Raw genomic sequence first — 23,599 nt, 5'->3', positions numbered from 1 at the left:
AATGAAAAGAGAAAAAAAATTATGGCTGGTTTTTGCATTGGTAATGAGTATATCATTTGCAGTGCTGGGTTATTATGGTTACGAAATCTATCAGCAGGCACCACCAGTTCCGAAAGAAATTGTAACCGATTCTGGTAAAGCCGTTTTTAGCGAAAGTGAAATTAAAGACGGACAAAATATCTGGCAAAGTATAGGTGGCCAGGAAGTGGGATCTATCTGGGGGCACGGCGCTTATGTCGCCCCAGACTGGACCGCGGATTGGTTGCACAGAGAAGCCGTTTTTATATTGGATATTTATGCTAAGAAAGATTTTAATCAAAAATATGATGAATTAGATGCCGAAAAACAATCGGCTCTTAAGGTTCGTTTGCAGAAAGATTTAAGAACCAATCGATACGATGCTGAGACAGGAGTGCTCACCATTTCGGAAAATCGTTTGGCCGCAATTGAATATTTAAGCGAATATTATAAAGGGCTTTTTACAAATGATCTTCAATTTGATAAGTTGAGAGAAGAATATGCGATTCCGAAGAACTCGATTAAAGATGTGGAGAGAATGCATAAAATGAATGCCTTTTTCTTTTGGGCAACTTGGGCAACAGTCACCAATCGTCCTAATGGAGATATTTCGTATACACACAACTGGCCGTCAGATGAATTGGTTGGAAATACCGCCACAACCGAACTTTTAGCTTGGTCTGGAGTAAGTATAATTTTACTGATTTTAAGTGTCGGAATCTTAGTTTTCTATCATGCAAAATCGGGTGAAGAAGAAGAATTTCCGCTTCCAAAAGAAGATCCGCTTATTAAGCAAGGCAAAACCAAATCTATGGGCTTGGTGACCAAATATTTCTGGATTGTGAGTTTGCTGATGGTTCTGCAAATGGTTTTCGGAATTATAACAGCGCATTATGGAGTGGAAGGAAATGGTTTATACGGAATCCCGATTGATAAAATCCTGCCTTATGCTGTAACGCGTACATGGCACACACAATTGGCGATTTTCTGGATTGCTACAGCTTGGTTGGCAACAGGATTGTATATTGCTCCCGCAGTTTCGGGTAAAGATCCTAAATTTCAATGTTTTGGTGTCAATTTCTTGTTTGTTGCACTGTTGATTATTGTTTTAGGTTCTATGGCTGGACAATGGTTTGGAGTAATGCAGAAATTAAATTTAGTTCAAAATTTCTGGTTCGGACATCAAGGTTACGAATATGTTGATTTAGGTCGTTTCTGGCAGATTTTTCTTTTAGTTGGACTGTTTTTATGGTTGGCTTTAATGATTCGTCCGTTACTTCCAGTTTTAAAGAAAAAAACAGAAGAGAAAAACCTAATCATTTTGTTCTTAGTTTCTTGTACTGCAATCGCCATGTTTTATGGAGCTGGATTAATGTGGGGAAGACAAACCAATTTAGCTATTGCTGAATATTGGAGATGGTGGGTAGTTCACCTTTGGGTTGAAGGTTTCTTTGAAGTTTTTGCAACAGTTGTAATTGCGTTCTTGTTTGTTCGTTTGGGATTATTAAAAACGAAAACAGCAACTTTAAATGTGCTTTTTGCAACCATTATTTTCATGTCTGGAGGTATTTTAGGAACATTTCATCACTTGTATTTCTCAGGAACGCCGACAGCAATTATGGCTTTAGGAGCAACATTTAGCGCTTTAGAAGTGGTTCCGCTGACTTTAATCGGATTTGAAGCGTATCAAAACTATAAAATCTCAAAATCAACACAATGGATTGCAGATTACAAATGGCCAATTTACTTTATGATTTCTGTAGCGTTTTGGAATTTCCTTGGCGCTGGAATTTTCGGATTCATTATTAATCCACCAATTGCCTTGTATTATGTTCAAGGATTAAACACAACGCCTTTACATGGACACACTGCATTGTTCGGAGTTTACGGAATGCTAGGAATTGGTTTAGTATTATTCGTTTTGAGAAGTTTATACCGAAATGTAAGCTGGAATAACAAACTGCTTAAAATCACTTTTTGGTCATTAAACATAGGTTTATTTCTAATGGCAATTCTAAGCTTATTACCAATTGGAGTTTGGCAGGCAATTGAAAGTATCAGTCACGGAATGTGGTATGCTCGTTCATCTGAATTAATGCAGCAGCCAGCAATGATTACTTTAAAATGGCTTCGCGCCATTGGAGATTCAATTTTCGGAATCGGGTTTATAACAATGGCCTGGTTTGTATTTGAACTGACACTAAAAAGCAAAAAATAAAAAACAAAAAAATAAATTGATTATCATGGAAAATTTAAAAAACAAAACAATAGGATCTTTTGTGGCTGAGGATTTTAGAACGGCTGCAGTTTTTTCAAAATATAGAATAGATTTTTGCTGCAAAGGAAACCGAACAGTAACCGAAGTATGTGAAAAACAAAATATTGATGCAGATGCTTTATTAGAAGATGTGCTGCAAGTTGTACAATCAGAAAACAACGGAAGCATTGATTTTAATTCATGGCCTTTGGATTTATTGGCAGATTATATTGAGAAAACACATCATCGATATGTAGAAGAAAAAATAAACGTTTTACTGCCGTTTTTGGATAAATTATGCAAAGTTCATGGAGCAAATCACCCAGAATTATTCAAGATTAACGAATTGTTTATTGGCTGTGCAGGAGAATTATCTCAGCACATGAAAAAAGAAGAATTGATTTTATTTCCATTTGTAAAAAGAATGGTGAAAACAAAAGATACAGACGGAGTTTTACATCAGCCATCTTTTGTAACCGTTTCCAATCCGATTGCGATGATGATGCACGAACACGATAATGAAGGCGAACGTTTTAGAGAAATCGCTGAGTTGACAGATAATTATACTCCGCCAGCAGATGCTTGTACGACTTACAGAGTGACTTTTGCTATGCTGAAAGAGTTTGAAGCTGATTTACACAAGCATATTCATTTGGAAAATAATATCTTATTTCCAAAAGCTGTGACGCTAGAAAAAGACTTTGTTGAAGTAGAATAAAGGTTAATTTTAATAGTTTGAAAACATCGGTAATAATCCTCTAAAATGATAATTATCGGTGTTTTTATTTTTTAAGAAATGTTATTTTTAGCTACTGATCTTTACGGCAACATTTGTCATTTCGAGGAACGAGAAATCACACTCGGAAATCGACAAAGATTAGAGAAATACTTTACGGAATTTCTAGTGTGATCCTTCCTTCGTCAGGATGACAAGATTGTGCAGAAAAAATAAAATCTATTTTTCTATGTGTTTAAAAAATATTTTTAAAATGAATTCTCAAAAAGCTTGGATACTGTGCTGTTTTTTTAATTTTCTGATTGCCTGTGTTTTCGGATTATTAATGCGTTTTATGTATCTCTTTCCTTTAGATTTTTTGAACTATAGTTTTCTGCTTCATGCGCATTCGCATGTTGCCATGTTAGGCTGGGTTTATATGATTGTATATGTTTTGGTGGTTCATTTTTTTATTCCGAAAGAAAAAAGCCAGAAACCAATTTATAACCGCCTATTTTGGCTGACAGAATTTTCAGTAATCGGAATGATGATTGCTTTTCCAATTCAAGGTTATGCTTTGTTTTCGATTATATTTTCAACAATGCATATTTTGTTGAGCTATGTTTTTTGCCGTTTGGTTTGGAAAGATTGTTTAAGAGATAAATCGCCATCGCAAAGACTTTTGTCGGTTTCGATTCTATTTATGGTTTTATCGACTTTTGGAGTTTGGTGTCTTGGTCCGGCGGTGAGCACGTTAGGAAAACAAAGCGCTTTTTATCAGATTGCGATTCAGTTTTTTCTTCATTTTCAATTTAATGGTTGGTTTATATTGGCAATTTTAGCTTTGTTTTTAAAACAATTTCAAAATAAAATTGATGAGGTAAAGTTTAAGAAGTTTTACGTTTTAATAATTATTTCTACACTGTTAACAGTCGCTTTTCCTGTGAGATGGTTTATAGAAAATGACGTTTTAAGTTATATTAATGTTTTGGGAGTTTTGATTCAGCTAGGAGCTTTTATTTATTTCTATAAAATGTTACAGCCTCAAATTCGTCATTTTAAAAGCACTTTACATAAAACGACTAAAATAGTTTATGGCTTGGCATTATGTTCTCTATTTTTGAAAGTAGGGATTCAATTGCTAACTCTTTTCCCCAATCTGGCAGAAGTTTCACATCAAATTAGAAATTTTGTAATAGGTTTTATTCATTTAACTACTTTAGGAATTATAACAGGTTTTTTGTTTGGAATTTTATTGCAGAATAAAATGCTTTCTGCCAATTCTTCATCATTGAAAATAGGAGTGAAGTGTTTTATTTCAGGATATATTTTGACAGAAGTTTTGTTATTTCTTCAAGGATGGTTTTTCTTTTTTGGAAAAGGAACAATCCCAGGATATTTTCAAAGTATTTTGATATTGAGTATTCTTTTGGTTTTGGGGTTGGTTTTAATAATGACTTCAATAATTAAACGGAAATCATATCGTCATAGTAAGTAAGTCCCAGCGAACGATATATTTATAGAAGAAGGATGATATATTGTAAAGCTTCGGAGAAGCGAAATATGTATAGAAAATGTTTAACGAAGATAAAAAGCTCCAGCGGAGCGACATATTTATAGAATCATATTAGGATTGTTTTGTTAACCTGATAAATATTTCGCTCCGCTGGAGCTCTTTATGTAGATGAATTAGATTTTTCTATAAATATTTCGCTTCTCCGAAGCTTAACTTAGCTTTTCAGATAAATAAAAAACAAGAGTCAACTTTATTTCTAAACTTGCTCTTGTTCCTTACTAATTAACCTATTTAAATATCTATATTTTTGCTGCTTCTAAGTTTATGGTTTCAATTGTTTTTTCATTATTTACACCTAAACCTTCTTGCTGAAATACCAATTCTCCTTCTGGATTAAAAACGCTAATAATATTAGAATGCGAAAAATCTATTGGAGAGATTTTTTTATAATTGACAGCCAAAACTGCCGCAAACTCTCTTGTGTTTTCTTCAGATGAACGAAGGAAAATCCAAGGATCTTGATTCATTTTATTTTCAATTGCAAACGATTTTAATCTTTCAGGTGTATCTGTTTTCGGATCTATACTGACCAAAATCAATTTAACATGCTGTTTTGTCTTTTTCTCCAGTTTTGATTCAATATCGCGCATATCGGCAACTAATCTAGGGCATGCCGCTTTACAGCTTGTGTAAATCATCACCATTACCAGAACATTTCCTCTAAGCGATTTTAATTCAATGTCTTTTCCATCTTGTGTTGTCCATTTTGATGGCAGATTATAAATTGATAAATCGCTGATTTCTTTATTTGTTTCTGCTTTAGCTTCTTTTTTATCTGCTTCTTTACAGCTGTAAAATGAGAATAGGAGAAGAAAAGCAATTGCTATTTTTTTCATTGTAAACTAATTTAAATTAGATTTTCGGTTTTGTTGAACTGGCGCATCTAAACCCAAGATTTCGTGTTGAATATTGCGCTTTCAAGCTTCCTCTAAATGCGTAACGCATAAAAGCGGCATAATCCATTAAATCGGAAGCATTAACTGATCCGCTTCCGCAGAAAAGATTTTTATCTGTGCTTTTATCTTTTCTAGATTCTCCTGATAAAAAGATACTATTAAAGTCAGAGGTCCATTCCCAAACTAAACCATGCATGTCATACACTCTCCAATAGTTTTTGAACGTTTTTCCTATCTCGTTTTCATACGTTTTAGATTTCTCGTACCAGGATAAAATGTATTCGTTAAACTCTTTTTTGGTTCGCGCGTCAATTTTTTTGGTGTCTGCCATTGCTACATATTCCCATTCGTCCATTGTTGCTAGACGTTTTCCTTGACACTCACAATATTTTTTAGCCGCAAACCAAGATACGCTTGTTACAGGTGATTTTGGTTTTGCATTTCCAAAATCAAAATCATTTGTCCAGTAAGAGAGATAACTTTTATCAGCAAAGATTCCTTTAATTTTCGATTTTTGATAAGAAGGATTCTTTTTGACAAATTCTAAAAACTCACTATTTGTTACAGGATAAATGTCAATATAGAAAGATTTTACCGCAACAGGTTTTTGAGAAACAGCTCCATAAAGAGGGATATAAGATCCCTCTTTTATGAAAGCCATCCCTTTTTCTTGCGCCTTCATGACACTAAACACAGAGAAAAAGATAGTTAGTATGAAAATGTATTTTTTCATGCTGAATGTTTGCTGTTTATCTTAATTCTTTTACCATTTCTGGCGTAACTTCAGTTTTGTTATTTCCCCAACTGTTATAAATGTAGGTCAGTACATTTGCGATTTCATCGTCAGATAAATTCTGAGCAGGCATTACGTTATTATATTTTTTACCGTTAACGGTTACTTCTCCAGTTAAACCATGAAGGATTGTTTTAATCGCGCGTTTAGAATCGGCATTTAAATAATCTGATTTAGCCAAAGGCGGGAAAGTGCTCGGAATTCCTTGCCCTTCAGATTGATGGCAGGCAAAACAGGTTGTTCCGAAAATTTCTTTACCAATATTAATTTTCTCAGCAACTGTTCGTTTTGGAATTGCAGTTTTTACAGCCGATCCACCTGGCATTTTTTGTATGGTTCCACCTTCAGGCAGGTAAATACCTTCTTGGATTGTTCCAGAATAAATGTTTTTATTTTCTTTTCCTTCCACTTTCAACATTCCCAACGCACCTTTATTAAATGCTCTAAAAATAGAGTGGTCAACCAGAATAAAAGTTCCCGGAGTTTCGACTTTAAAATCTACAATAGCAGCGCCACCAGCAGGAATCAAGGTTGTCTGCACATTTTTATTGATTGTACTTCCACCTTCAATATGTACACTATCGAAAATTTCTCCAATAACGTGGAAAGAAGAAACCAAGTTTGGTCCTCCGTTTCCAACAAACAAACGAACTGTTTCACCAACTTTGGCTGTCAATTCATTTCCATTTGTCAAAGAGCCTACTTTTCCATTAAATACGACATAATCGGGTGTTTCTTTAACCGCTTTGTTCATGTCAAACGGCTGAAGACCTTTTGCGCCGTATTCACCTTGAGTGTAAAAATCACCTTGCATTACATAATATTCTTTATCAACAGGAGGAAGTCCGCCTTCTGGTTCAACCAAAATCAATCCGTACATACCATTTGCAATGTGCATTCCTACAGGAGCTGTCGCACAGTGATACACATACAATCCAGGATTTATAACTTTAAAGCTGAACACTTTTTCATGTCCTGGTGCTACAAGAGAAGAAGTTGCTCCACCACCTGGGCCTGTTACAGCATGTAAATCGATATTGTGAGGCAGTTTGTTATCAGGGTGGTTTTTTAAGTGAAATTCGACTTCATCGCCCACACGAGTTCTAATAAAACTTCCTGGAACAGAACCTCCAAATGTCCAATAAGTATATTTTACGCCATCAGTCATTGTACCTTCTTGTTCCTTAATTTCCATGTTTAGTTTTAGCTTCATTGCAGTTCGGTTCCCCACTGGTTTGGGTACATGCGGAGGTGCAGTAAGTTCGGCATCCATTTCGCCTTCTGTCATAATATCTGCATAAACTTTTTCTTCGTTTTTCTTGCAGCTTCCTAAGACTAGAAGCAAACAAAATAAACCTAAAAGAACATGCAGTTTGCTTAGGGTTTTGCTTTTGTTTTTCATAATTATCTGATTTTATAATGGTTATGTTCTAATTAAAAAGTGATAAAATTTTATTCAAAAATAAAAGACATCTTTGTCTTTTATTATGATAAAAATCATACTTCCTAAAGAATTAGCATATTAAATTAGATTTGCCAATTATTACTTTAAAAACTAACACTGTTAAGAATAATGTTTCGAATATTTTTTAATAAAAATAAATGAGGGTCTGAATTTTAGAAGAATAATGATTATTTTTGCTCGCTGATAAAGTAAAAAAAACTACTACATTATATTATGGTAAAAGATTTATTCGAAAGAATTCAGGACAATAAAGGACCTTTAGGAAAATGGGCTTCTCAAGCAGAAGGCTATTATGTTTTCCCAAAGTTAGAAGGAGAGTTGGGTCCTAGAATGCAATTTCACGGAAAAAATATTTTAAACTGGAGTTTAAATGATTATTTAGGTTTAGCTAATCATCCAGAGGTTCGTCAGGCAGATACAGATGCAGCAATTCAGTTTGGTGCAGCTTATCCGATGGGAGCTCGTATGATGTCTGGACACACTACGTATCACGAACAATTAGAAAATGAATTAGCTGAATTCGTAATGAAAGAATCTGCTTATTTATTGAATTTTGGTTACCAAGGAATGGTGTCTATTATTGATGCTTTGGTTACTAAAAATGACATTATTGTTTATGATGTTGATTCGCATGCTTGTATTATTGATGGTGTTCGTTTACACATGGGAAAACGTTTCACATACAAACACAATGATCTTGAAAGTATGGAGAAAAACTTGCAGCGTGCTACTAAAATGGCAGAAGAAACAGGTGGAGGTATTTTATTTATTACTGAAGGTGTTTTCGGAATGCGCGGACAGCAAGGGAAATTAAAAGAAATCGTTGCTTTAAAAGAAAAATACAATTTCAGACTTTTGGTAGATGATGCTCACGGATTTGGTACATTAGGTAAAACTGGTGCTGGAGCAGGTGAGGAGCAAGGAGTTCAAGATGAAATTGATGTTTATTTCTCTACTTTTGCAAAATCTATGGCTAATATCGGAGCTTTCGTAGCGGCTGATAAAACGGTTATCGATTATTTGAAATACAACTTACGTTCTCAAATGTTTGCTAAAGCATTACCAATGATTCAGACAATTGGTTCTTTGAAACGTTTGGAATTATTGCGTAAATCTTCTGCAATTAAAGATAAGCTTTGGGAAAACGTAAATGCATTGCAAAACGGTCTTAAAGAAAAAGGATTTAATATTGGAGATACAAATACTTGTATTACACCAGTTTACTTAGAAGGAAGTATTCCTGAGGCAATGGTAATGGTAAACGATTTAAGAGAAAATTATGGTATTTTCCTTTCTATTGTGGTTTATCCAGTTATTCCAAAAGGAATTATCTTATTAAGAATGATCCCGACAGCTTCACACACATTAGAAGATATCGAAGAGACTTTAACAGCTTTTGAGGCAATCCGTGAGAAATTAACTAACGGAACTTATAAAGAAATTGCAGAACGTACAACTGTTGACGTTTCGTAATGACTTAAAAAATAAATTCTCAACATGGGAATTATGTAAAAAAATCCATTCGTTATGCGAATGGATTTTTTTTATTTAAAGTAACTTTATTTCATAATCAACAAAATAAAAAAAAAGACAAGTATGAAAAAAGTTATAACAATAACAGCTCTAATACTAGTAGTTTTCACGTCTTGTAAAAAAGAAACCACTACTATAGAGCCAGTACAAATTACGCCAAGTCCGCCAAAAGAAGCTGAAATTGTTGAACCGGCTGGAGATCAATGTTATGCTTGGAGATCTAATGGAAGTATTATAGAAATGAGTTTTAATGTTAATTCTCATCAAGAAGTAAACGGAAAGCTAAGCTATAATTTGGTCGGAAAAGATAAAAACGAAGGAACTTTAATAGGAAATATGAAAGGTGATACATTAATTGCCGATTACACCTTTAATTCAGAAGGAGTATCATCTGTTCGAGAAGTTGCCTTTCTGCAAAAAGACGGAGCTTTTATTGAAGGATATGGCGATGTAGTAACAGCCAATAATAAAGTTTCTTTTAAAGATAAATCAAAACTAAAATTTGACGCAAAAAATACTTTGACAAAAGTAGATTGTAAAGTAGAGTAAATGATGTGTTTATGAAGTGAAAAATCCATTCGTTTGGGGGCGAATGGATTTTTTTTATTGTTAATTTTCTAAAACTGAAAACTGCGACTGAAAACTAAATTTAAAGGTTCTTCAAATAAGTCTTTCTTTGGCAGTGAATAATTGGATCAAAGTTTTTCCAAAGCAAGTGAATAGCATTATTCTCTAATAGCTCAGGCGTTCTGATGCAATTTCTAATTCCTTTCTCAGAAAAAGTTTTATAATATTCATCAAAAATAAGTGCAGTAACGCCTTTATTTTGATAATCAGGATGAACTCCAATTAAATAGAATACAACATCTTTACTATGTTTTTTTGCTTTTAGCAGCTCTAAGAAACCAAATGGAAATAGTTTTCCTTTTATTTTTTGCAATGCTTCTGTAAAACTTGGCATTACAATACTAAAAGCTATTAAATTGTCATTTTTGTCAACTACGAACTTAATATACTCAGGATTAATAAAACTGATGTATTTCTTTTTAAAATATTCTTTTTGAACGTCAGAAATAGCAACAAACGAAGCTAGTTTTTCATATGACTCATTAAACAAATCAAACATTTTGTCAACATGTGGCATAATGTCTTTTGTTTTGGTAAAAGTTAGCGTTTTTAGCTCATAACGCTTTTTAATCAATGCGGTGGCCTTCTGAAAAAATTCAGGTTTTACATTTGAAAACGGGAATATACTTTCAATATATTGTTTTTCCACTTGAAAGCCTAATTCTTCAAAATGTCTTACATAATATTCGTGGTTATACCATGTAATCATGGTTCCAACTTGATCAAAACCTTCGGTAAGAACTCCAACTTTATCTAAATTGGAGAATCCCATTGGACCTTCAGCGTGTTCTAAGTTATGCTTTCTTCCTAATTCATATACTTTTTCAAGAAGTGCTTTGGTAACTTCAATATCATCAATTACATCAAACCAGCCAAAACGAACTTTTCTTTTATGCTGATTGTTAACCTCAGACCAGTTGATGATCGCAGTAATACGGCCAACAATTTTATTGTCTCTGTAAGCCAGATAAAAATAAGCTTCGGCATTATCAAATGCAGGATTTTTCGTTTTGTCAAAAGATGCCAGTTCATCTGAAATAATAGGCGGTACCCAATACGGATTATCTTTATATAATGAAAAAGGAAATTTAATGTATTCGGTTAATTCTTTCTTGCTTTTGGCTTCTTTAATTGTAATCATTAATATGGTATTGAGAGGCCTAAATTATAAAAAAGGCTCCAGTTATTTACATTTTATTCGTATTTTGCTTTACGCTTTCTCTCTTTTTCTTGATAGTCGACTTTTTTCTCATTATCTGGATTCTTTTTGGCTCTGTCTGCTGCTTTGTTTGCTTCTACCTTTTCTTTGTACCATCCGTCGTAGCGCCATGATATTCCAACTCCTCCATATAATATAGAAGGTGTGTTTTTAAAGTTTGTGCTTATAGAAGCATCAACCTGCATGTTTGAAGAAAGAAGAAAAGCAGCCCCTCCGCGAAGAATCGAGTCACTGTAAAAGTCGCTTTTATATCCTTGATTTTCAACAAAACCAGACCATCTGTCATTGAATCCGTGCGTTAAAGTTAGTATATATCCGTAAGTTGGATAGTCAGTACTGATATAATCTGCAAAAATATTGGTGACAAAAACCCAAGATCCGCCTCCAAGGAGGTTTTGTGTAATAAGCGAAACTTTTGGAGAAATTTCACCGTTTGGAGAAAAGTAGTAGGGATTATCTGCTCCAATAAAATTTGCTCCTGCAAAAACCGAAACTGCTGGGATTAATTCTCGCCATTGAAAATTTCGGTTGGCTCTGTAGCTGTAAATATTTACTTCACGTTTATAATTTTTATATGGATCGTAAATAAGATATTTAGCTCCTAAAACGGTTTGTCTAAAATTGTTTTTTTTGTAGCTAGTGTATGGAGTGTCAAAGTTTTCAGATTGGTATTGCAAATCGACAATAAATTCTAATTGTTCTAGAAAAGCACCATATCTTAAGGTTAGATCGGTACCAAATCCGCTGGCATCGTAATCTAGTAAGTCGTGTTTTTCTTTAATGCCATAAATACCAAATTCAGCTTGAATTACAGATTTACCAACAGCATAAGCTGACATGGTTTCTCCTGGGCGATTAGAATTAATAACATCAGTATATTGCGCAAAAAACAGTTGTGGAATAAAAAAAAGTACCGGGGCAAGTAAGTTTTTAATTTGAAACATATAATTTTTTTTGGATTAAAATATAATAACGCATATCAAATGTACATATTTTATTATTTATTTAAGATTCATATTTTATTTTTAAACAACGGATTTATTAATTTTGGAAAAAAATATATAGTTATGCAAGAAGCGTCATTTTCGGGTTTGTTTAAGACCATCATGTGGGTTATAGCTTTTTATTACATTTTTAAATTTTTAGCTAGAATCTTTTTGCCAGTATTGGTTAAAAAGGCAGTAGAGAATGCCAGTGAAAATTTTCAAAGACAACAACAGCAGTATAATCAAAGCAATACGTATCAGAACAAACAATATACAAATAATAATGATGAAATAATCATTAATACTGCCAATGCTAAAAACCCGCGCGAAACCAAAAAAGTGGGAGAGTATGTTGATTACGAAGAAATAGATTAGATTTGTGTCCTGAAAATTTAGGATTCATTTTAACCCAAACTAGCCAAAATTGAAAATAGTAAATAAGTTCTATCCGCATGCCCTTGTTATCTTGGGCTTTATTTTTGTTTCGTTAATTTATTTTTATCCAGTTTTACAAGGAAAACAAATCTTCCAGTCTGATATTGCTCAATACACCGGAATGGCAAAAGAGCAAAATGACTTTAGAGCAGTGGAAAATGCTGAACCTTATTGGACAAACTCTGCTTTTGGAGGTATGCCAACGTATCAGCTTGGAGCAAATTATCCGAACGATTTTATTGGTAAAGTTGATGACGTATTACGTTTTCTTCCGCGTCCTGCAGATTATTTATTTTTATATTTCCTTGGTTTTTATGGCTTACTATTGGTTTTAAAAACAGATCCGTTGAAAGCCTTTATAGGTTCAATTGCATTTGGTTTTTCAACTTATATGATTATTATTCTAGGTGTTGGACATAATGCCAAAGCGCATGCTATTGCTTATATGCCTTTGGTAATTGCTGGGTTTATACTCGTCTTTCAGAAGAAATACATTAAAGGAGGTTTGCTCACTATGTTTGCCGTGGCATTAGAAATTAGTGCCAATCACTTCCAAATGACCTATTATTTATTGATTTTCTTATTGATTCTTTCAGGTTATTACGCTTACAACTTTATCAAAGAAAAAGATTTTAAAGGTCTTTTAATTTCTTGTGGAGTTTTATTGGTTGCAGGAATTTTTGCCTTAGGAGCCAATGCTGGTAATTTAATGGCAACAAATGAATATGCTAAATATAGTATTAGAGATAAAAGTGAGCTGACCTTTAATCCGGACGGATCTAAAAATGAGACCACTGCTTCTATGACCACAGATTATATCACAGAATATAGTTATGGTATTGCAGAGAGTCTAAATTTAATTGCTCCAAGAATTTTTGGAGGTTCAAGTCACGAAAATGTGGGTACAGATAGCAGTATGTACGCATTCATGCTTGAACAAGGAGTTCCGGCTTCTCAAGCTCAAGATTTTGTTTCGGGAATGCCAACGTATTGGGGAGATCAGCCAATTGTATCTGCACCAGCTTATATTGGAGCTGTAGTTTTCTTTTTGGCAGTTTTAGCTTTATTTATAGACGAAAGAAAAATCAAATATGTTTTCCTTACTGGAGCACTTTTTACTTTGGTGCTTTCATGGGGTAAAAACTTCTCATTATTAACCAATTTCTTTATTGAATATGTCCCTCTTTATGACAAATTTAGAGCAGTTTCTTCAATTCAAGTTATTTTAGAGTTATGTTTCCCTGTTTTAGCTGTTATGGGATTGCAATCATTTTTTAAAGCTAAAGATGAGCCAAAATTACAGCAGAAAGCATTAATCCAGACAGGTGTTTTTGGTTTAGGAGTACTTGTTATTCTTCTAATAGCAAAAAGCTTCTTCCATTTTACAGGAATGAACGATAATGCTTATTTGGAAAGCTACGGGCCAGGTTTCGTTGATGCTTTAAGAGAAGATAGAATGACGATGTATTATGCAGATCTATTAAGATCTGGATTCTTAATTATAATCACGTTTGCTGTTCTTTGGATGTTTGTAAAAAATAAACTTTCACAGACAACAACTTTAATTGTAGTTGGATTAGTGATGATTTTCGACTTGTTTTTTGTAGACAAGAAATACGTTTCTGCTAAAGACTTTGTAAGTCCGGTTCAGATTGCGGCGCCTTTTCAAGAAACACAAGCAGATGCTCAGATATTAAAAGATACTTCAATATACCGCGTATTTGACCTTCAAGGGCAATTGCAAGGAAGATCTTCTTATTTCCATAAAACAATAGGAGGTTATAGTGCTGTAAGACCAAGAAGAATGCAGCAATTGTACGATTATCAAATTGCTAAAAATAATTTAGAGATACTTAATATGTTGAATGTTAAGTACGTAATTCAAGTGGATAAAGACGGAAATCAAATTCCTGCAGTTAATCCAGATGCAAACGGAAATGCTTGGTTTGTAGAGTCGGTAAAACTGGTAAACAAACCAGACGATGTAATGAAAGCGCTGAATACTTTAGATACTAAAAAAGTGGCGGTTTTCAATGTTCACGAACATGAAAGCAAGTTCCAAAACGCGAGATTAAAGAAAGCTTTTGATACAACAGGAACTATTAAAGTTGTTACTTATAAGCCAAATTATATCAAATACAAATCAGAAAACAATGGAGATGGTTTAGCTGTTTTCTCTGAAATGTATTATAAAAATGGTTGGAATGCTTACATAGATGGAAAATTAACAGATCATTTCCCTGTTGATTATGTTTTAAGAGCAATGGAAATTCCTGCTGGGAAACACACTATTGAATTTAAATTTGAGCCTCAGATTATTAAAACTGGAGGAACAATTACACTAATAAGTTCAATTGGAATGCTGTTGCTATTAGCAGGAGGAATTTATTTTGAAAGTAGAAAAAATAATTCAAAAAGTGAACTGAAAGATTAAATTCTTAGATGAAAGTCTCAAAAATTATTACAATAGTTTTCTTTGCTGTTTTTGATTTATTCGTTTTTATTTTTTGCGGTATTTTCATGATGGGATATGATGATTCTTATTCAGAAACTCAAGGAGAATATTTTAGTTTTTCAAGTATGAAAATGGAATACAAAATTGTTTGGGGGTTCTATAATTTTTGGATTGTTTTAAATGCTTTGTTTTTATTTTATAGCATGTCTAAAATATATAAGAAATTAGCATTAAAATAAAATTTACTTTTGCACTTTTAAACTCATTTTCCTTGGAACAAAAAAAACTTTTAATAATTACCTATTATTTTCCACCTGCGGGAGGGCCAGGTGTACAGCGTTGGCTGAAATTTGTAAAATATCTGCCAGAATTTGATGTTCAGCCAATAGTTTATGTTCCAGAAAATCCGACTTATCCAATTGTTGATGAAGATTTGGTAAGTGAAATATCAGATAAAGTAATTGTTTTAAAGAATAAAATTTGGGAGCCTTATCAATTGGCTTCCATTTTTTCGAAAAACAAAACCAAGAAAATTAGTTCGGGGATTTTTCCACAAAAGAAAAAGCAGACCTTTTTAGATAAGACATTTCTTTGGGTTCGAGGAAATCTTTTTATTCCAGATGCCCGTGTTTTTTGGGTAAAGCCATCAGTTTCTTATTTAGAAAAGTATATTCAAGAAAATAATATTGATGCCATTGTGACTTCTGGGCCGCCGCATAGTTTGCATTTAATTGGTTTAGAATTACAGCAAAAATTAAAAGTAAAATGGTTTGCCGATTTCCGTGATCCTTGGACAACAATTGGTTATCATAAAGCGCTTCGTCTATCTTCTTATGCCGAAAAAAAGCATAAGAATTTAGAGCATAAAGTACTTAACTCAGCAGATGAAATCATTGTAACCAGTAAAACCACAAAAGCAGAGTTCGAGGCTATTACCAATAGGCCAATTACGATAATTACAAACGGTTATGATATTGAAACTGTAGAAAAACAAACTTTAGATACGAAATTCACTTTAGCTCATATTGGTTCTTTTTTGTCCGATAGAAATCCGCCATTTTTATGGGAAGTTTTAGTTGAATTACTGCAAGAAGTTTCAGAGTTAAAATCTCATTTAGAAATTAAATTAATAGGCGCTGTAAGCCAAGAGGTTTTAGACGCTATTCAAGAACATCAATTAAATGATTATTTAAATTTAGTGGGTTACGTTTCTCATAAAGAAGCTGTTGCTCATCAAAGAAAATCTCAAGTCTTACTTTTAATAGAGATTAATTCCGAAGATACAAAAAGCATTATTCCAGGAAAATTGTTCGAATACATGGTGTCAAACCGTCCAATTGTTGCGATTGGACCTCAAGGTTCTGACTTTGCCGACATCGTAACGCAAACCAATACTGGAGTATTTTTTGATTATTCTGAGAAAGCGAAATTAAAAAGTGTAATTTTGGACTTTTTTAATCAGTTTTTGGAAGGGAAGCTGCAATCACATGGGATTGGTTTACAGCAATATTCAAGAAAAAACCTAACTAAACAATTAGCACAGCTGATTAAAGGATAATCAATTAAACATCACATACAATCTAAACTCAAGAAATGGGTATTGTCTTAAATCAGTCTTTTAAAAACACTATAATTACATACATTGGTTTTGGTATCGGAGCCATTAATACATTATATCTTTATCCCGTTTTTCTTGGGGCAACATATTACGCCTTAACGAATTATATTACATCTGCAGCAAACGTAATTATGCCTTTGTTTGCAATTGGAATGCAAAATACACTTGTAAAATTTTATTCGCAATATAAAACAGAAGAAGAAAGAGAACAGTTTTTGTCTTTTACAGCACTGTTTCCAATTTTAATGTGTATTCCGCTAGGACTTATCGGAATCTTCTTCTACGATGATATAACCGATTTTGTTTCCAAAGAAAATCCAGTCGTTCGTGAGTTCATGCTTCTTATTCCGTTTATCGGAATCTGTATGGCTTACTTTGAGATTTTTTATGCATGGGCGAGGGTTCACATGCATTCTGTTTTCGGGAACTTTATTAAAGAAGTCGGTTTAAGACTGCTTTCTACATTTGCTTTAATTGGCTTGTATTTCAATTGGATCAGTTTGGTTGAGTTTGTTTACGTAACTGCAGGTATTTATTTTTTGGCTTTCATTGTTACAATGTTTTATGCATTTTACATTAAAAAGCCTAATTTCCAGATTACAATACCAGAAAATGTAAAAAGTGTAATGGAGTATACTTTTTATATTATCTTATCAGGAAGTGTGGCCAATTTGCTTTTAGACGGTGATAAGCTAATGCTGAATCAATACATGAAGATTGAGAATATTGCTTATTATTCTGTAGCAACATATATTGCTTTGGTAATTTCTGTGCCAAGCCGTGCCATGCACCAAATTGTGTATCCGATTACGGCTAAATTAATGCATGAAAATAAGCATGATGAATTAAATCAGCTGTACAAAAAGACGTCAATTAATTTACAGATCGTCGGCGGATTTGTTATGTTGTGCATTTTTGTGAATATCAGGCAATTGTATGAATTAGTTCCAAAAGACTACAGTGGTGGTATCTCGGTTGTATTTATGATCGGACTTTCTAAATATTTTGACTTAATCTTAGGAAATAACAATGCCATTATTTTCAATACGAAATATTACCGAATGGTATTGTATTTAGGATTAATGCTGGTTGTTTTAACCGTAATTTTAAACATGTTGTTCATTCCTCATTTTGGAATTATGGGTTCTGCATTTGCAACACTTTTATCTATTACATTATACAGTTTGGCAAAATTACTTTTTGTAGTTAAGAAGCTTGATTTGTATCCTTTTACCAAACAGACGATTCATTCCATACTGCTAACATTTGTGTTGTTTTTAGTATTTTATTTCTGGGAGTTTCCATTTTTTCAATTAATCAGTATTGCTTTAAAATCGATATTAGTAACTATTTTATATGTGTACTTGAACTATAAGTTCCAGATTTCGTCAGATATCAATAATGTTATTGATTCTATTTTCAAAAAGTTAGGTTTTAAAATTTGATCTGATTTTTCTGTAAAAAAGAAAACAATTTAAAAAATCGTAGCTTTTTTGTTTTTATATTTGTTAGAAAGGATAACTAATTTATTTCTAATTGAATATGAGGATAAAAGTACTTAGGTTATTAGCTTTCTTTTTTGTTTTGTTTTCTTTTTCAGTAATTGCCCAGACCAAAAATCTGAAAAGCTCTGAAAAAGAAGCAGTGACAGTGAAATTAAAAGGTTATCCTGTAAAGCCTTTTAATGATACACTTTTTCTAGTATATCATAATGTCGGTTCTTTTTCTGCAAAAGAAAGAGCGCAATATATTACCAATAAGATTAAAAGGCTTTATAATGAGTCGTTCTTCGAAAAAGACTCTATAAAAATCATTCCTTCCGATGTTTCTATGGATATTGTGTACCAGAGCGATTTGGTGATAATGTCTGTTTTGGAAGCCGATGCAAAAGCCGAAAACAGTACGGTAAGTGCGATTGCGAATCGTAATTTGGCTAAAATTAAGAGTGCAATAATTTATCAGAATGAAAATTATTCGCAGCTTCCTAAACGAATCGGTTATACAGTATTATTAACCCTTATAATTGGATTAGTCTTATTTTTGATATCGAAAGTTTTCAATTTCATAAAAAGATATATTGTAAAAAATAGAGTTAGGTATTTTAAAGGAGTCAGTTACAATTCAATTAATATATTATCTCCAGACAAGCAGCTATTTTTGTTCCTTCGAATTTTTGGGATTGTAAAGATAATTACGCTTATTTTAATAGTATATCTATCGCTACCTGTTTTGTTCAGCATATTTCCTGCTACAAAAGAGTATACGACAACATTGCTTAAATGGATTTTGACTCCTGCAAAATCTGCGGTTATGGGATTTGTTGGCTTTCTTCCTAGCTTGTTTACCATAATTGTAATCATCATTATTTTTAAATATTCACTGAAGGTTATTAAGTTTTTCTTTGATGAAATAAAATCAGAAAAGATTAAAATTGACGGTTTTTACAGCGATTGGGCATTGCCAACATTCAACGTTATCAGACTTTTAATGTACGCTTTTATGCTGGTCATTATTTTTCCGTATTTACCAGGTTCAGATTCGCCTATCTTTAAAGGAGTTTCGGTATTTGTCGGAGTTTTGTTCTCGCTTGGTTCTTCAAATGCTATTGCCAATATGGTTGCAGGTTTGGTTATTACATACATGCGTCCGTTTAAAATAGGGGACTTTATTAAAATAGGAGAGGTAAGCGGAGAAGTAATCGAAAAAACCGCCTTAGTTACTCGAATTAGAACACCAAAATTTGAAGATATTACGATTCCAAATGCTACTGTTTTATCAAGCACATCTACCAATTATTCGGCAAACACAAATCAGTCCACAAACGGATTGTTAATTCATACTACAGTAACAATTGGATATGATGTACCATGGAAAGATATACATGCAGCTCTGATAGAAGCGGCTCTTAATACTGAAATGATAGAAAAGGAGCCAAAACCGTTTGTTTTACAAACTAGTCTTGATGATTTTTATGTTTCGTATCAGATTAATGTTTATACAAAAGAACCAACAAAACAGCCTCGTATTTATTCGTCGCTTCATCAGAATATTCAAGACTCGTTTAATGCTGCTGGTATTGAAATTATGTCGCCACATTACGGTGCTTTGCGTGATGGAAACACGACAACGATTCCGCCTAACTATTTAAAAGAAGATTATGAATCTCCTGTTTTTACTTTTAAGAAGAAAGGTTAAATAATTGATAACGAGTGATTAAATTTAAAACTTTAACACCTGAATACTTTGTAATTAATTTAATAAAAATTAACTTTATCATGAATGTTTAGCAGTACTTTGCTCAAAACGTAGTTTTTTTTCTAACAAAATGACTAAATGTAGGTATTTTTTTATTTTTTGAAATTAAATACTTTTGCAGGAAATTACAAATAAAAGTGTAACCAGAATTAATTGTAGATTAGAAATTATGAAGTACAATCATCTCAGCCATGAACAAAGCATGCAAGTATTTTCTAATATGATATCAAACAAAGTTCATAATGGATTTACTTTAGAAGAAAGAAATGATGAACTGCTTTTTGCAGTTTTATCTAAAGGTGGAAAAGTGGTTAATCACAGTTTAAATTTTTTGATTTTTTGTTTAACTCTAGGTTTATGGTCATTTGCATGGCTGTATCTTACTTTTGAGGCTTCAAAACAGAAAAAGATTTTAGTAGCTATTGACGAAGATGGCCTTCCTTTTGAGGAAAGATGTCTGGTAGCTTAAAAACATTAGAAAAGAGAAATAAAATATAAAGCCATAAATACAAATTAATCCTTGTATTTATGGCTTTGTTATTTGAAAGTGGGCGTTATTATAATTTATCTTTTAAATAAACACCCGTTACAGATTCTTTTACTTTTACAATATCTTCTGGAGTTCCAGATGCCAATAAGTGACCTCCGTTTTCTCCTCCTTCAGGACCTAAATCAAGAATCCAATCGGCGCATTTTATTAAATCAAGATTGTGTTCAATTACAATGATCGAGTGCCCTTTTTCAATTAAAGCATCAAAAGAAGCCAAAAGTTTTTTAATATCATGAAAATGAAGACCAGTTGTTGGTTCATCAAAAACAAATAACGCTTTGTCTTTTGTAGCTCCTTTAACTAAAAATGAAGCCAATTTAATACGCTGTGCTTCTCCACCAGAAAGAGTAGAAGAAGATTGTCCTAATTGAACATATCCTAAACCAACATCTTGCAATGGTTGTAACTTTTGAGTAATTTTTGCCTGCTTATTTTTTTCAAAAAAAGCAATCGCATCATCAATGGTCATGGTTAGAATGTCATTGATATTTTGATTGTCAAAAGTAACTTCTAAGATTTCTTTTTTAAATCGTTTTCCGCCACAGGTTTCACAAGGTAGCGAAACATCGGCCATGAAAACCATCTCAACATTTATAGAGCCTTCTCCTTTACAAGTTTCGCATCGACCTCCATCGACATTAAAAGAGAAATGTTTGGCCTGATAACCTCTTATTTTTGATAATTTTTCTTTCGCATATAAATCACGAATATCATCATAAGCTTTGATATAGGTAACAGGATTTGATCTTGAGCTTCTTCCAATCGGATTTTGGTCTACATATTCAATATGTTTAATTTGTGAAAATGATCCCGAAATCTCGGTAAATTGTCCTGCTTTTTCAGAAGCACTTTCCAATTTTTTCTGAACGGCAGGAAATAAAATTTTCTTTATTAAAGTACTTTTTCCACTTCCGGAAACACCTGTGACAACCGTTAAAACATCTAAGGGAAAAGTAACATTTATGTTTTTTAAGTTGTTTTCGCGTGCGCCAATAATATCAATATGATTTTTGAATTTTCTTCTTTTTTTCGGAACAGAAATTTCTAAATCACCATTTAAATATTTTGCTGTTAAAGAATCTGATTTTAAAATTTCATCATAAGTTCCTTGTGCAACCAATTTTCCTCCAAAAGTTCCAGCTTCGGGGCCAATGTCAATAATCATATCGGCAGCTTTCATAATATCTTCGTCATGTTCAACTACAATTACAGTGTTGCCAAGATCACGAAGAGAAAGCAGTACTTTGATCAGTCTTTCAGAATCTTTTGGGTGCAGACCAATACTTGGCTCGTCGAGAATATACATCGATCCAACCAAACTGCTTCCAAGAGAAGTTGCAAGGTTAATTCGCTGAGATTCTCCCCCCGAAAGAGTGGCAGAATTTCTATTGAGAGTAAGATAATCTAATCCAACTTCGGTTAAAAAAGACAAACGATTATTGATTTCAACCATTAATCGTTTGGCAATTTGCTGTTCGTACTGATTTAATTCAATGTTTTTGAAGAAAGTAACCAAATGTTTAATCGGTAAATCAACAAGATCAGAAACCGTTTTTCCATTGATTTTTACGTAAGATGCTTCTTCGCGAAGACGTTTGCCTTTACAGACATGACATTTCGTTTTTCCGCGATAGCGGGAAAGCATTACACGATTTTGGATTTTATAATTTTTTTCTTCTAATTCTCTAAAGAAATCATTTAGCCCTTGAAAATATTGATTTCCAGTCCAGATTAAATCTTTTTGTTCTTCGGTTAATTGAAAATAAGGTTTGTGAATTGGGAAATCAAATTTATAGGCATGTTTTACCAATTCATCTTTATACCAACTCATGCTTTCGCCACGCCACGGATAAATAGCACTTTCATAAATAGACAATGCTGTGTTTGGAATCACAAGGTCGGCATCAATACCGATTATATTTCCATAACCTTCACAAACAGGACAAGCTCCATACGGATTATTGAAACTGAACAGATGCACGTTTGGCTCTAGAAAAGTCATTCCGTCAAGTTCAAAATTATTCGAATATGAAAATCTCTTCTCTGCATTTAATTCTTGCAAATAACAGATTCCTTTCCCTTCAAAAAAAGCAGTCTGAACGGCATCTGCCAGACGATTGTAAAATTCTTCTTCTTCCTTTACAACAATACGATCAATAATTAATAGTATGTCTTTATTATCGAATTGATGTAAATCTGAAGCCGAAAATTCATCTAAACGAATCATTTCATTATCAACCAAAATACGAGCAAAACCTTGCTGTAAAAGCACTTTTAGTTTGTCTTCGAGCTGTCTTCCTTCTTCCAGATGAATAGGGGCAAGCAACAGCCATCTACTATCGATTGGAAGACTCTTAACATCAGAAATAACATCAGTAACTGTATTTTTTTTGACTTCCTGTCCAGAAATTGGAGAGTAGGTGCGTCCGATTCTAGCAAACAAAAGTTTGATGTAATCGTAAATTTCTGTCGAAGTCCCAACTGTGGAACGGGCATTGGTTGTATTTACTTTTTGCTCAATCGCAATAGCAGGAGCAATACCTTTTATGTATTCTACTTTTGGTTTGTCTAGACGGCCTAAAAACTGACGAGCATAAGACGACAAGCTTTCCACATAACGTCTTTGTCCTTCGGCATATAAAGTGTCAAAAGCTAAACTCGATTTTCCTGATCCTGAAAGGCCTGTAATAACAACCAGTTTATTTCTAGGAATAACAACATCTACATTTTTCAAGTTATGTACCTGTGCTCCTTTAATTATAATATTTGATTTTGGATCTATTTTAGAAAGGTCAATTTGCATAAAAAAGTCAATTTTTACAAAAGTAATCAATTTTGAATTGGATTTTGTTAAGGATTTAGTTCCAAATCTTAACTATTTTATCATAATTAAAATGCTTTTTGGTCAACCTTTTTCAGTTCAAAGAATTTGATTTTAGTAGATAAAAAGATGCTGTTTAAAGTCTTTTTGAGAAAAATGTCGAATAATTGTCAATTTATTTCGATAAAAATTGTAATTTAAATTTAGATTTAGTGCAGTCATTCGGTTTTATCTTGCTAATTGTAAGGGAATTATGTTTTGTTTTTGAACTTTTTTACGAGCTTTGGTTTTACGGATTTTTAGCTCTTTTTAGGTAAAATTTATGTTTATTGTACATTAATAAAAGTTTTACTAATAATAATTAATGATTTTATTTGCTT

18 protein-coding genes are annotated in these 23,599 nt (G+C 32.9%); 12 read left to right on the top strand and 6 right to left on the bottom strand.

Annotation, left to right across the window (positions count from 1 at the left end; all coding sequences use genetic code 11):
- Position 1: 1 nt before the first annotated feature.
- From LPB248_RS03735 to LPB248_RS03725, 3 genes are all read left to right on the top strand, one after another.
- Positions 2–2,236 carry a nitric-oxide reductase large subunit gene (locus tag LPB248_RS03735; protein WP_177210243.1) on the top strand — a complete coding sequence of 745 codons (2,235 nt, stop codon included), beginning with the start codon at positions 2–4 and terminating at the stop codon, positions 2,234–2,236.
- Between the two features lie 25 nt (positions 2,237–2,261).
- On the top strand, positions 2,262–2,993 hold the full coding sequence (gene ric / locus LPB248_RS03730; RefSeq protein WP_177210242.1) for an iron-sulfur cluster repair di-iron protein: 732 nt from the start codon (positions 2,262–2,264) through the stop codon (positions 2,991–2,993).
- Between the two features lie 271 nt (positions 2,994–3,264).
- Positions 3,265–4,488 carry a cbb3-type cytochrome c oxidase subunit I gene (locus tag LPB248_RS03725; RefSeq protein ID WP_255463005.1) on the top strand — a complete coding sequence of 408 codons (1,224 nt, stop codon included), beginning with the start codon at positions 3,265–3,267 and terminating at the stop codon, positions 4,486–4,488.
- Between the two features lie 317 nt (positions 4,489–4,805).
- Here the strand turns inward: LPB248_RS03725 and LPB248_RS03720 are convergent, their stop codons facing one another.
- The 3 genes from LPB248_RS03720 to nirK are packed head-to-tail and all read right to left on the bottom strand — an operon-like array spanning position 4,806 to position 7,657.
- Entirely contained in the window at positions 4,806–5,402 is a 597-nt protein-coding gene (locus LPB248_RS03720) for an SCO family protein (protein WP_177210240.1), read from the bottom strand.
- A 16-nt stretch (positions 5,403–5,418) separates the two neighbouring features.
- Positions 5,419–6,195 (bottom strand): formylglycine-generating enzyme family protein, encoded by a 777-nt coding sequence (locus tag LPB248_RS03715; RefSeq protein ID WP_177210239.1) that lies wholly within the window; start codon positions 6,193–6,195, stop codon positions 5,419–5,421.
- A gap of 16 nt (positions 6,196–6,211) precedes the next feature.
- Positions 6,212–7,657 carry a copper-containing nitrite reductase gene (gene nirK / locus LPB248_RS03710; protein WP_177210238.1) on the bottom strand — a complete coding sequence of 482 codons (1,446 nt, stop codon included), beginning with the start codon at positions 7,655–7,657 and terminating at the stop codon, positions 6,212–6,214.
- Positions 7,658–7,933: 276 nt separating this feature from the next.
- On the opposite strand from nirK, the gene LPB248_RS03705 reads away from it, so the two are divergent.
- Positions 7,934–9,193: an aminotransferase class I/II-fold pyridoxal phosphate-dependent enzyme gene (locus tag LPB248_RS03705; RefSeq protein WP_177210237.1), complete on the top strand. Its 1,260-nt coding sequence runs from the start codon at positions 7,934–7,936 to the stop codon at positions 9,191–9,193.
- Positions 9,194–9,316: 123 nt separating this feature from the next.
- Complete coding sequence (locus tag LPB248_RS03700) at positions 9,317–9,802, top strand: hypothetical protein (RefSeq protein ID WP_177210236.1); 486 nt, start codon at positions 9,317–9,319, stop codon at positions 9,800–9,802.
- A gap of 100 nt (positions 9,803–9,902) precedes the next feature.
- On the opposite strand, the gene LPB248_RS03695 is transcribed toward LPB248_RS03700, so the two are convergent.
- Together LPB248_RS03695 and LPB248_RS03690 are read right to left on the bottom strand one after the other, a co-directional pair.
- On the bottom strand, positions 9,903–11,021 hold the full coding sequence (locus tag LPB248_RS03695) for a GTP cyclohydrolase (RefSeq protein ID WP_177210235.1): 1,119 nt from the start codon (positions 11,019–11,021) through the stop codon (positions 9,903–9,905).
- A 53-nt stretch (positions 11,022–11,074) separates the two neighbouring features.
- Positions 11,075–12,043, bottom strand: a complete 969-nt coding sequence (locus LPB248_RS03690; protein WP_177210234.1) for a transporter — start codon at positions 12,041–12,043, stop codon at positions 11,075–11,077.
- A gap of 123 nt (positions 12,044–12,166) precedes the next feature.
- Between LPB248_RS03690 and LPB248_RS03685 the strand changes: the two genes are divergently transcribed.
- The 7 genes from LPB248_RS03685 to LPB248_RS03655 all read left to right on the top strand — a co-directional run bounded on the left by LPB248_RS03685 (position 12,167) and on the right by LPB248_RS03655 (position 20,317).
- The gene (locus LPB248_RS03685; protein WP_177210233.1) at positions 12,167–12,460 is read left to right on the top strand and encodes a DUF4834 family protein; all 294 of its coding nucleotides are present in this window, start codon (positions 12,167–12,169) and stop codon (positions 12,458–12,460) included.
- Positions 12,461–12,509: 49 nt separating this feature from the next.
- The gene (locus tag LPB248_RS03680; RefSeq protein WP_177210232.1) at positions 12,510–14,954 is read left to right on the top strand and encodes a YfhO family protein; all 2,445 of its coding nucleotides are present in this window, start codon (positions 12,510–12,512) and stop codon (positions 14,952–14,954) included.
- Between the two features lie 8 nt (positions 14,955–14,962).
- Positions 14,963–15,214 (top strand): hypothetical protein, encoded by a 252-nt coding sequence (locus tag LPB248_RS03675; RefSeq protein WP_177210231.1) that lies wholly within the window; start codon positions 14,963–14,965, stop codon positions 15,212–15,214.
- Positions 15,215–15,246: 32 nt separating this feature from the next.
- Positions 15,247–16,533: a glycosyltransferase family 4 protein gene (locus LPB248_RS03670; RefSeq protein ID WP_177210230.1), complete on the top strand. Its 1,287-nt coding sequence runs from the start codon at positions 15,247–15,249 to the stop codon at positions 16,531–16,533.
- A 35-nt stretch (positions 16,534–16,568) separates the two neighbouring features.
- Positions 16,569–18,038, top strand: coding sequence for a lipopolysaccharide biosynthesis protein (locus tag LPB248_RS03665; RefSeq protein ID WP_177210229.1), 1,470 nt, complete (start codon positions 16,569–16,571; stop codon positions 18,036–18,038).
- A gap of 97 nt (positions 18,039–18,135) precedes the next feature.
- Positions 18,136–19,788: a mechanosensitive ion channel family protein gene (locus LPB248_RS03660; protein WP_177210228.1), complete on the top strand. Its 1,653-nt coding sequence runs from the start codon at positions 18,136–18,138 to the stop codon at positions 19,786–19,788.
- Positions 19,789–20,017: 229 nt separating this feature from the next.
- Entirely contained in the window at positions 20,018–20,317 is a 300-nt protein-coding gene (locus LPB248_RS03655; RefSeq protein ID WP_165352478.1) for a hypothetical protein, read from the top strand.
- Positions 20,318–20,405: 88 nt separating this feature from the next.
- On the opposite strand, the gene uvrA is transcribed toward LPB248_RS03655, so the two are convergent.
- On the bottom strand, positions 20,406–23,201 hold the full coding sequence (gene uvrA / locus LPB248_RS03650) for an excinuclease ABC subunit UvrA (protein ID WP_177210227.1): 2,796 nt from the start codon (positions 23,199–23,201) through the stop codon (positions 20,406–20,408).
- Between the last annotated feature and the right edge of the window lie 398 nt (positions 23,202–23,599).

It is taken from the genome of Flavobacterium sp. LPB0248 (genome assembly GCF_013388355.1).
Classification (GTDB): Bacteria; Bacteroidota; Bacteroidia; order Flavobacteriales; family Flavobacteriaceae; genus Flavobacterium.
This window is presented reverse-complemented; position numbering and strand designations above follow the sequence as displayed.

Excerpts from the sequence above, each read along its gene's own strand:
- LPB248_RS03695 (WP_177210235.1), bottom strand. The coding sequence starts at position 11,021 with ATGATTACAATTAAAGAAGCCAAAAGCAAGAAAGAATTAACCGAATAC.
- LPB248_RS03705 (WP_177210237.1), top strand. The coding sequence starts at position 7,934 with ATGGTAAAAGATTTATTCGAAAGAATTCAGGACAATAAAGGACCTTTA.
- uvrA (WP_177210227.1), bottom strand. The coding sequence starts at position 23,201 with ATGCAAATTGACCTTTCTAAAATAGATCCAAAATCAAATATTATAATT.
- LPB248_RS03655 (WP_165352478.1), top strand. The coding sequence starts at position 20,018 with ATGAAGTACAATCATCTCAGCCATGAACAAAGCATGCAAGTATTTTCT.
- LPB248_RS03725 (WP_255463005.1), top strand. The coding sequence starts at position 3,265 with ATGAATTCTCAAAAAGCTTGGATACTGTGCTGTTTTTTTAATTTTCTG.
- LPB248_RS03715 (WP_177210239.1), bottom strand. The coding sequence starts at position 6,195 with ATGAAAAAATACATTTTCATACTAACTATCTTTTTCTCTGTGTTTAGT.
- LPB248_RS03690 (WP_177210234.1), bottom strand. The coding sequence starts at position 12,043 with ATGTTTCAAATTAAAAACTTACTTGCCCCGGTACTTTTTTTTATTCCA.
- LPB248_RS03665 (WP_177210229.1), top strand. The coding sequence starts at position 16,569 with ATGGGTATTGTCTTAAATCAGTCTTTTAAAAACACTATAATTACATAC.
- LPB248_RS03735 (WP_177210243.1), top strand. The coding sequence starts at position 2 with ATGAAAAGAGAAAAAAAATTATGGCTGGTTTTTGCATTGGTAATGAGT.
- nirK (WP_177210238.1), bottom strand. The coding sequence starts at position 7,657 with ATGAAAAACAAAAGCAAAACCCTAAGCAAACTGCATGTTCTTTTAGGT.
- LPB248_RS03720 (WP_177210240.1), bottom strand. The coding sequence starts at position 5,402 with ATGAAAAAAATAGCAATTGCTTTTCTTCTCCTATTCTCATTTTACAGC.
- LPB248_RS03685 (WP_177210233.1), top strand. The coding sequence starts at position 12,167 with ATGCAAGAAGCGTCATTTTCGGGTTTGTTTAAGACCATCATGTGGGTT.
- LPB248_RS03700 (WP_177210236.1), top strand. The coding sequence starts at position 9,317 with ATGAAAAAAGTTATAACAATAACAGCTCTAATACTAGTAGTTTTCACG.
- ric (WP_177210242.1), top strand. The coding sequence starts at position 2,262 with ATGGAAAATTTAAAAAACAAAACAATAGGATCTTTTGTGGCTGAGGAT.
- LPB248_RS03660 (WP_177210228.1), top strand. The coding sequence starts at position 18,136 with ATGAGGATAAAAGTACTTAGGTTATTAGCTTTCTTTTTTGTTTTGTTT.
- LPB248_RS03675 (WP_177210231.1), top strand. The coding sequence starts at position 14,963 with ATGAAAGTCTCAAAAATTATTACAATAGTTTTCTTTGCTGTTTTTGAT.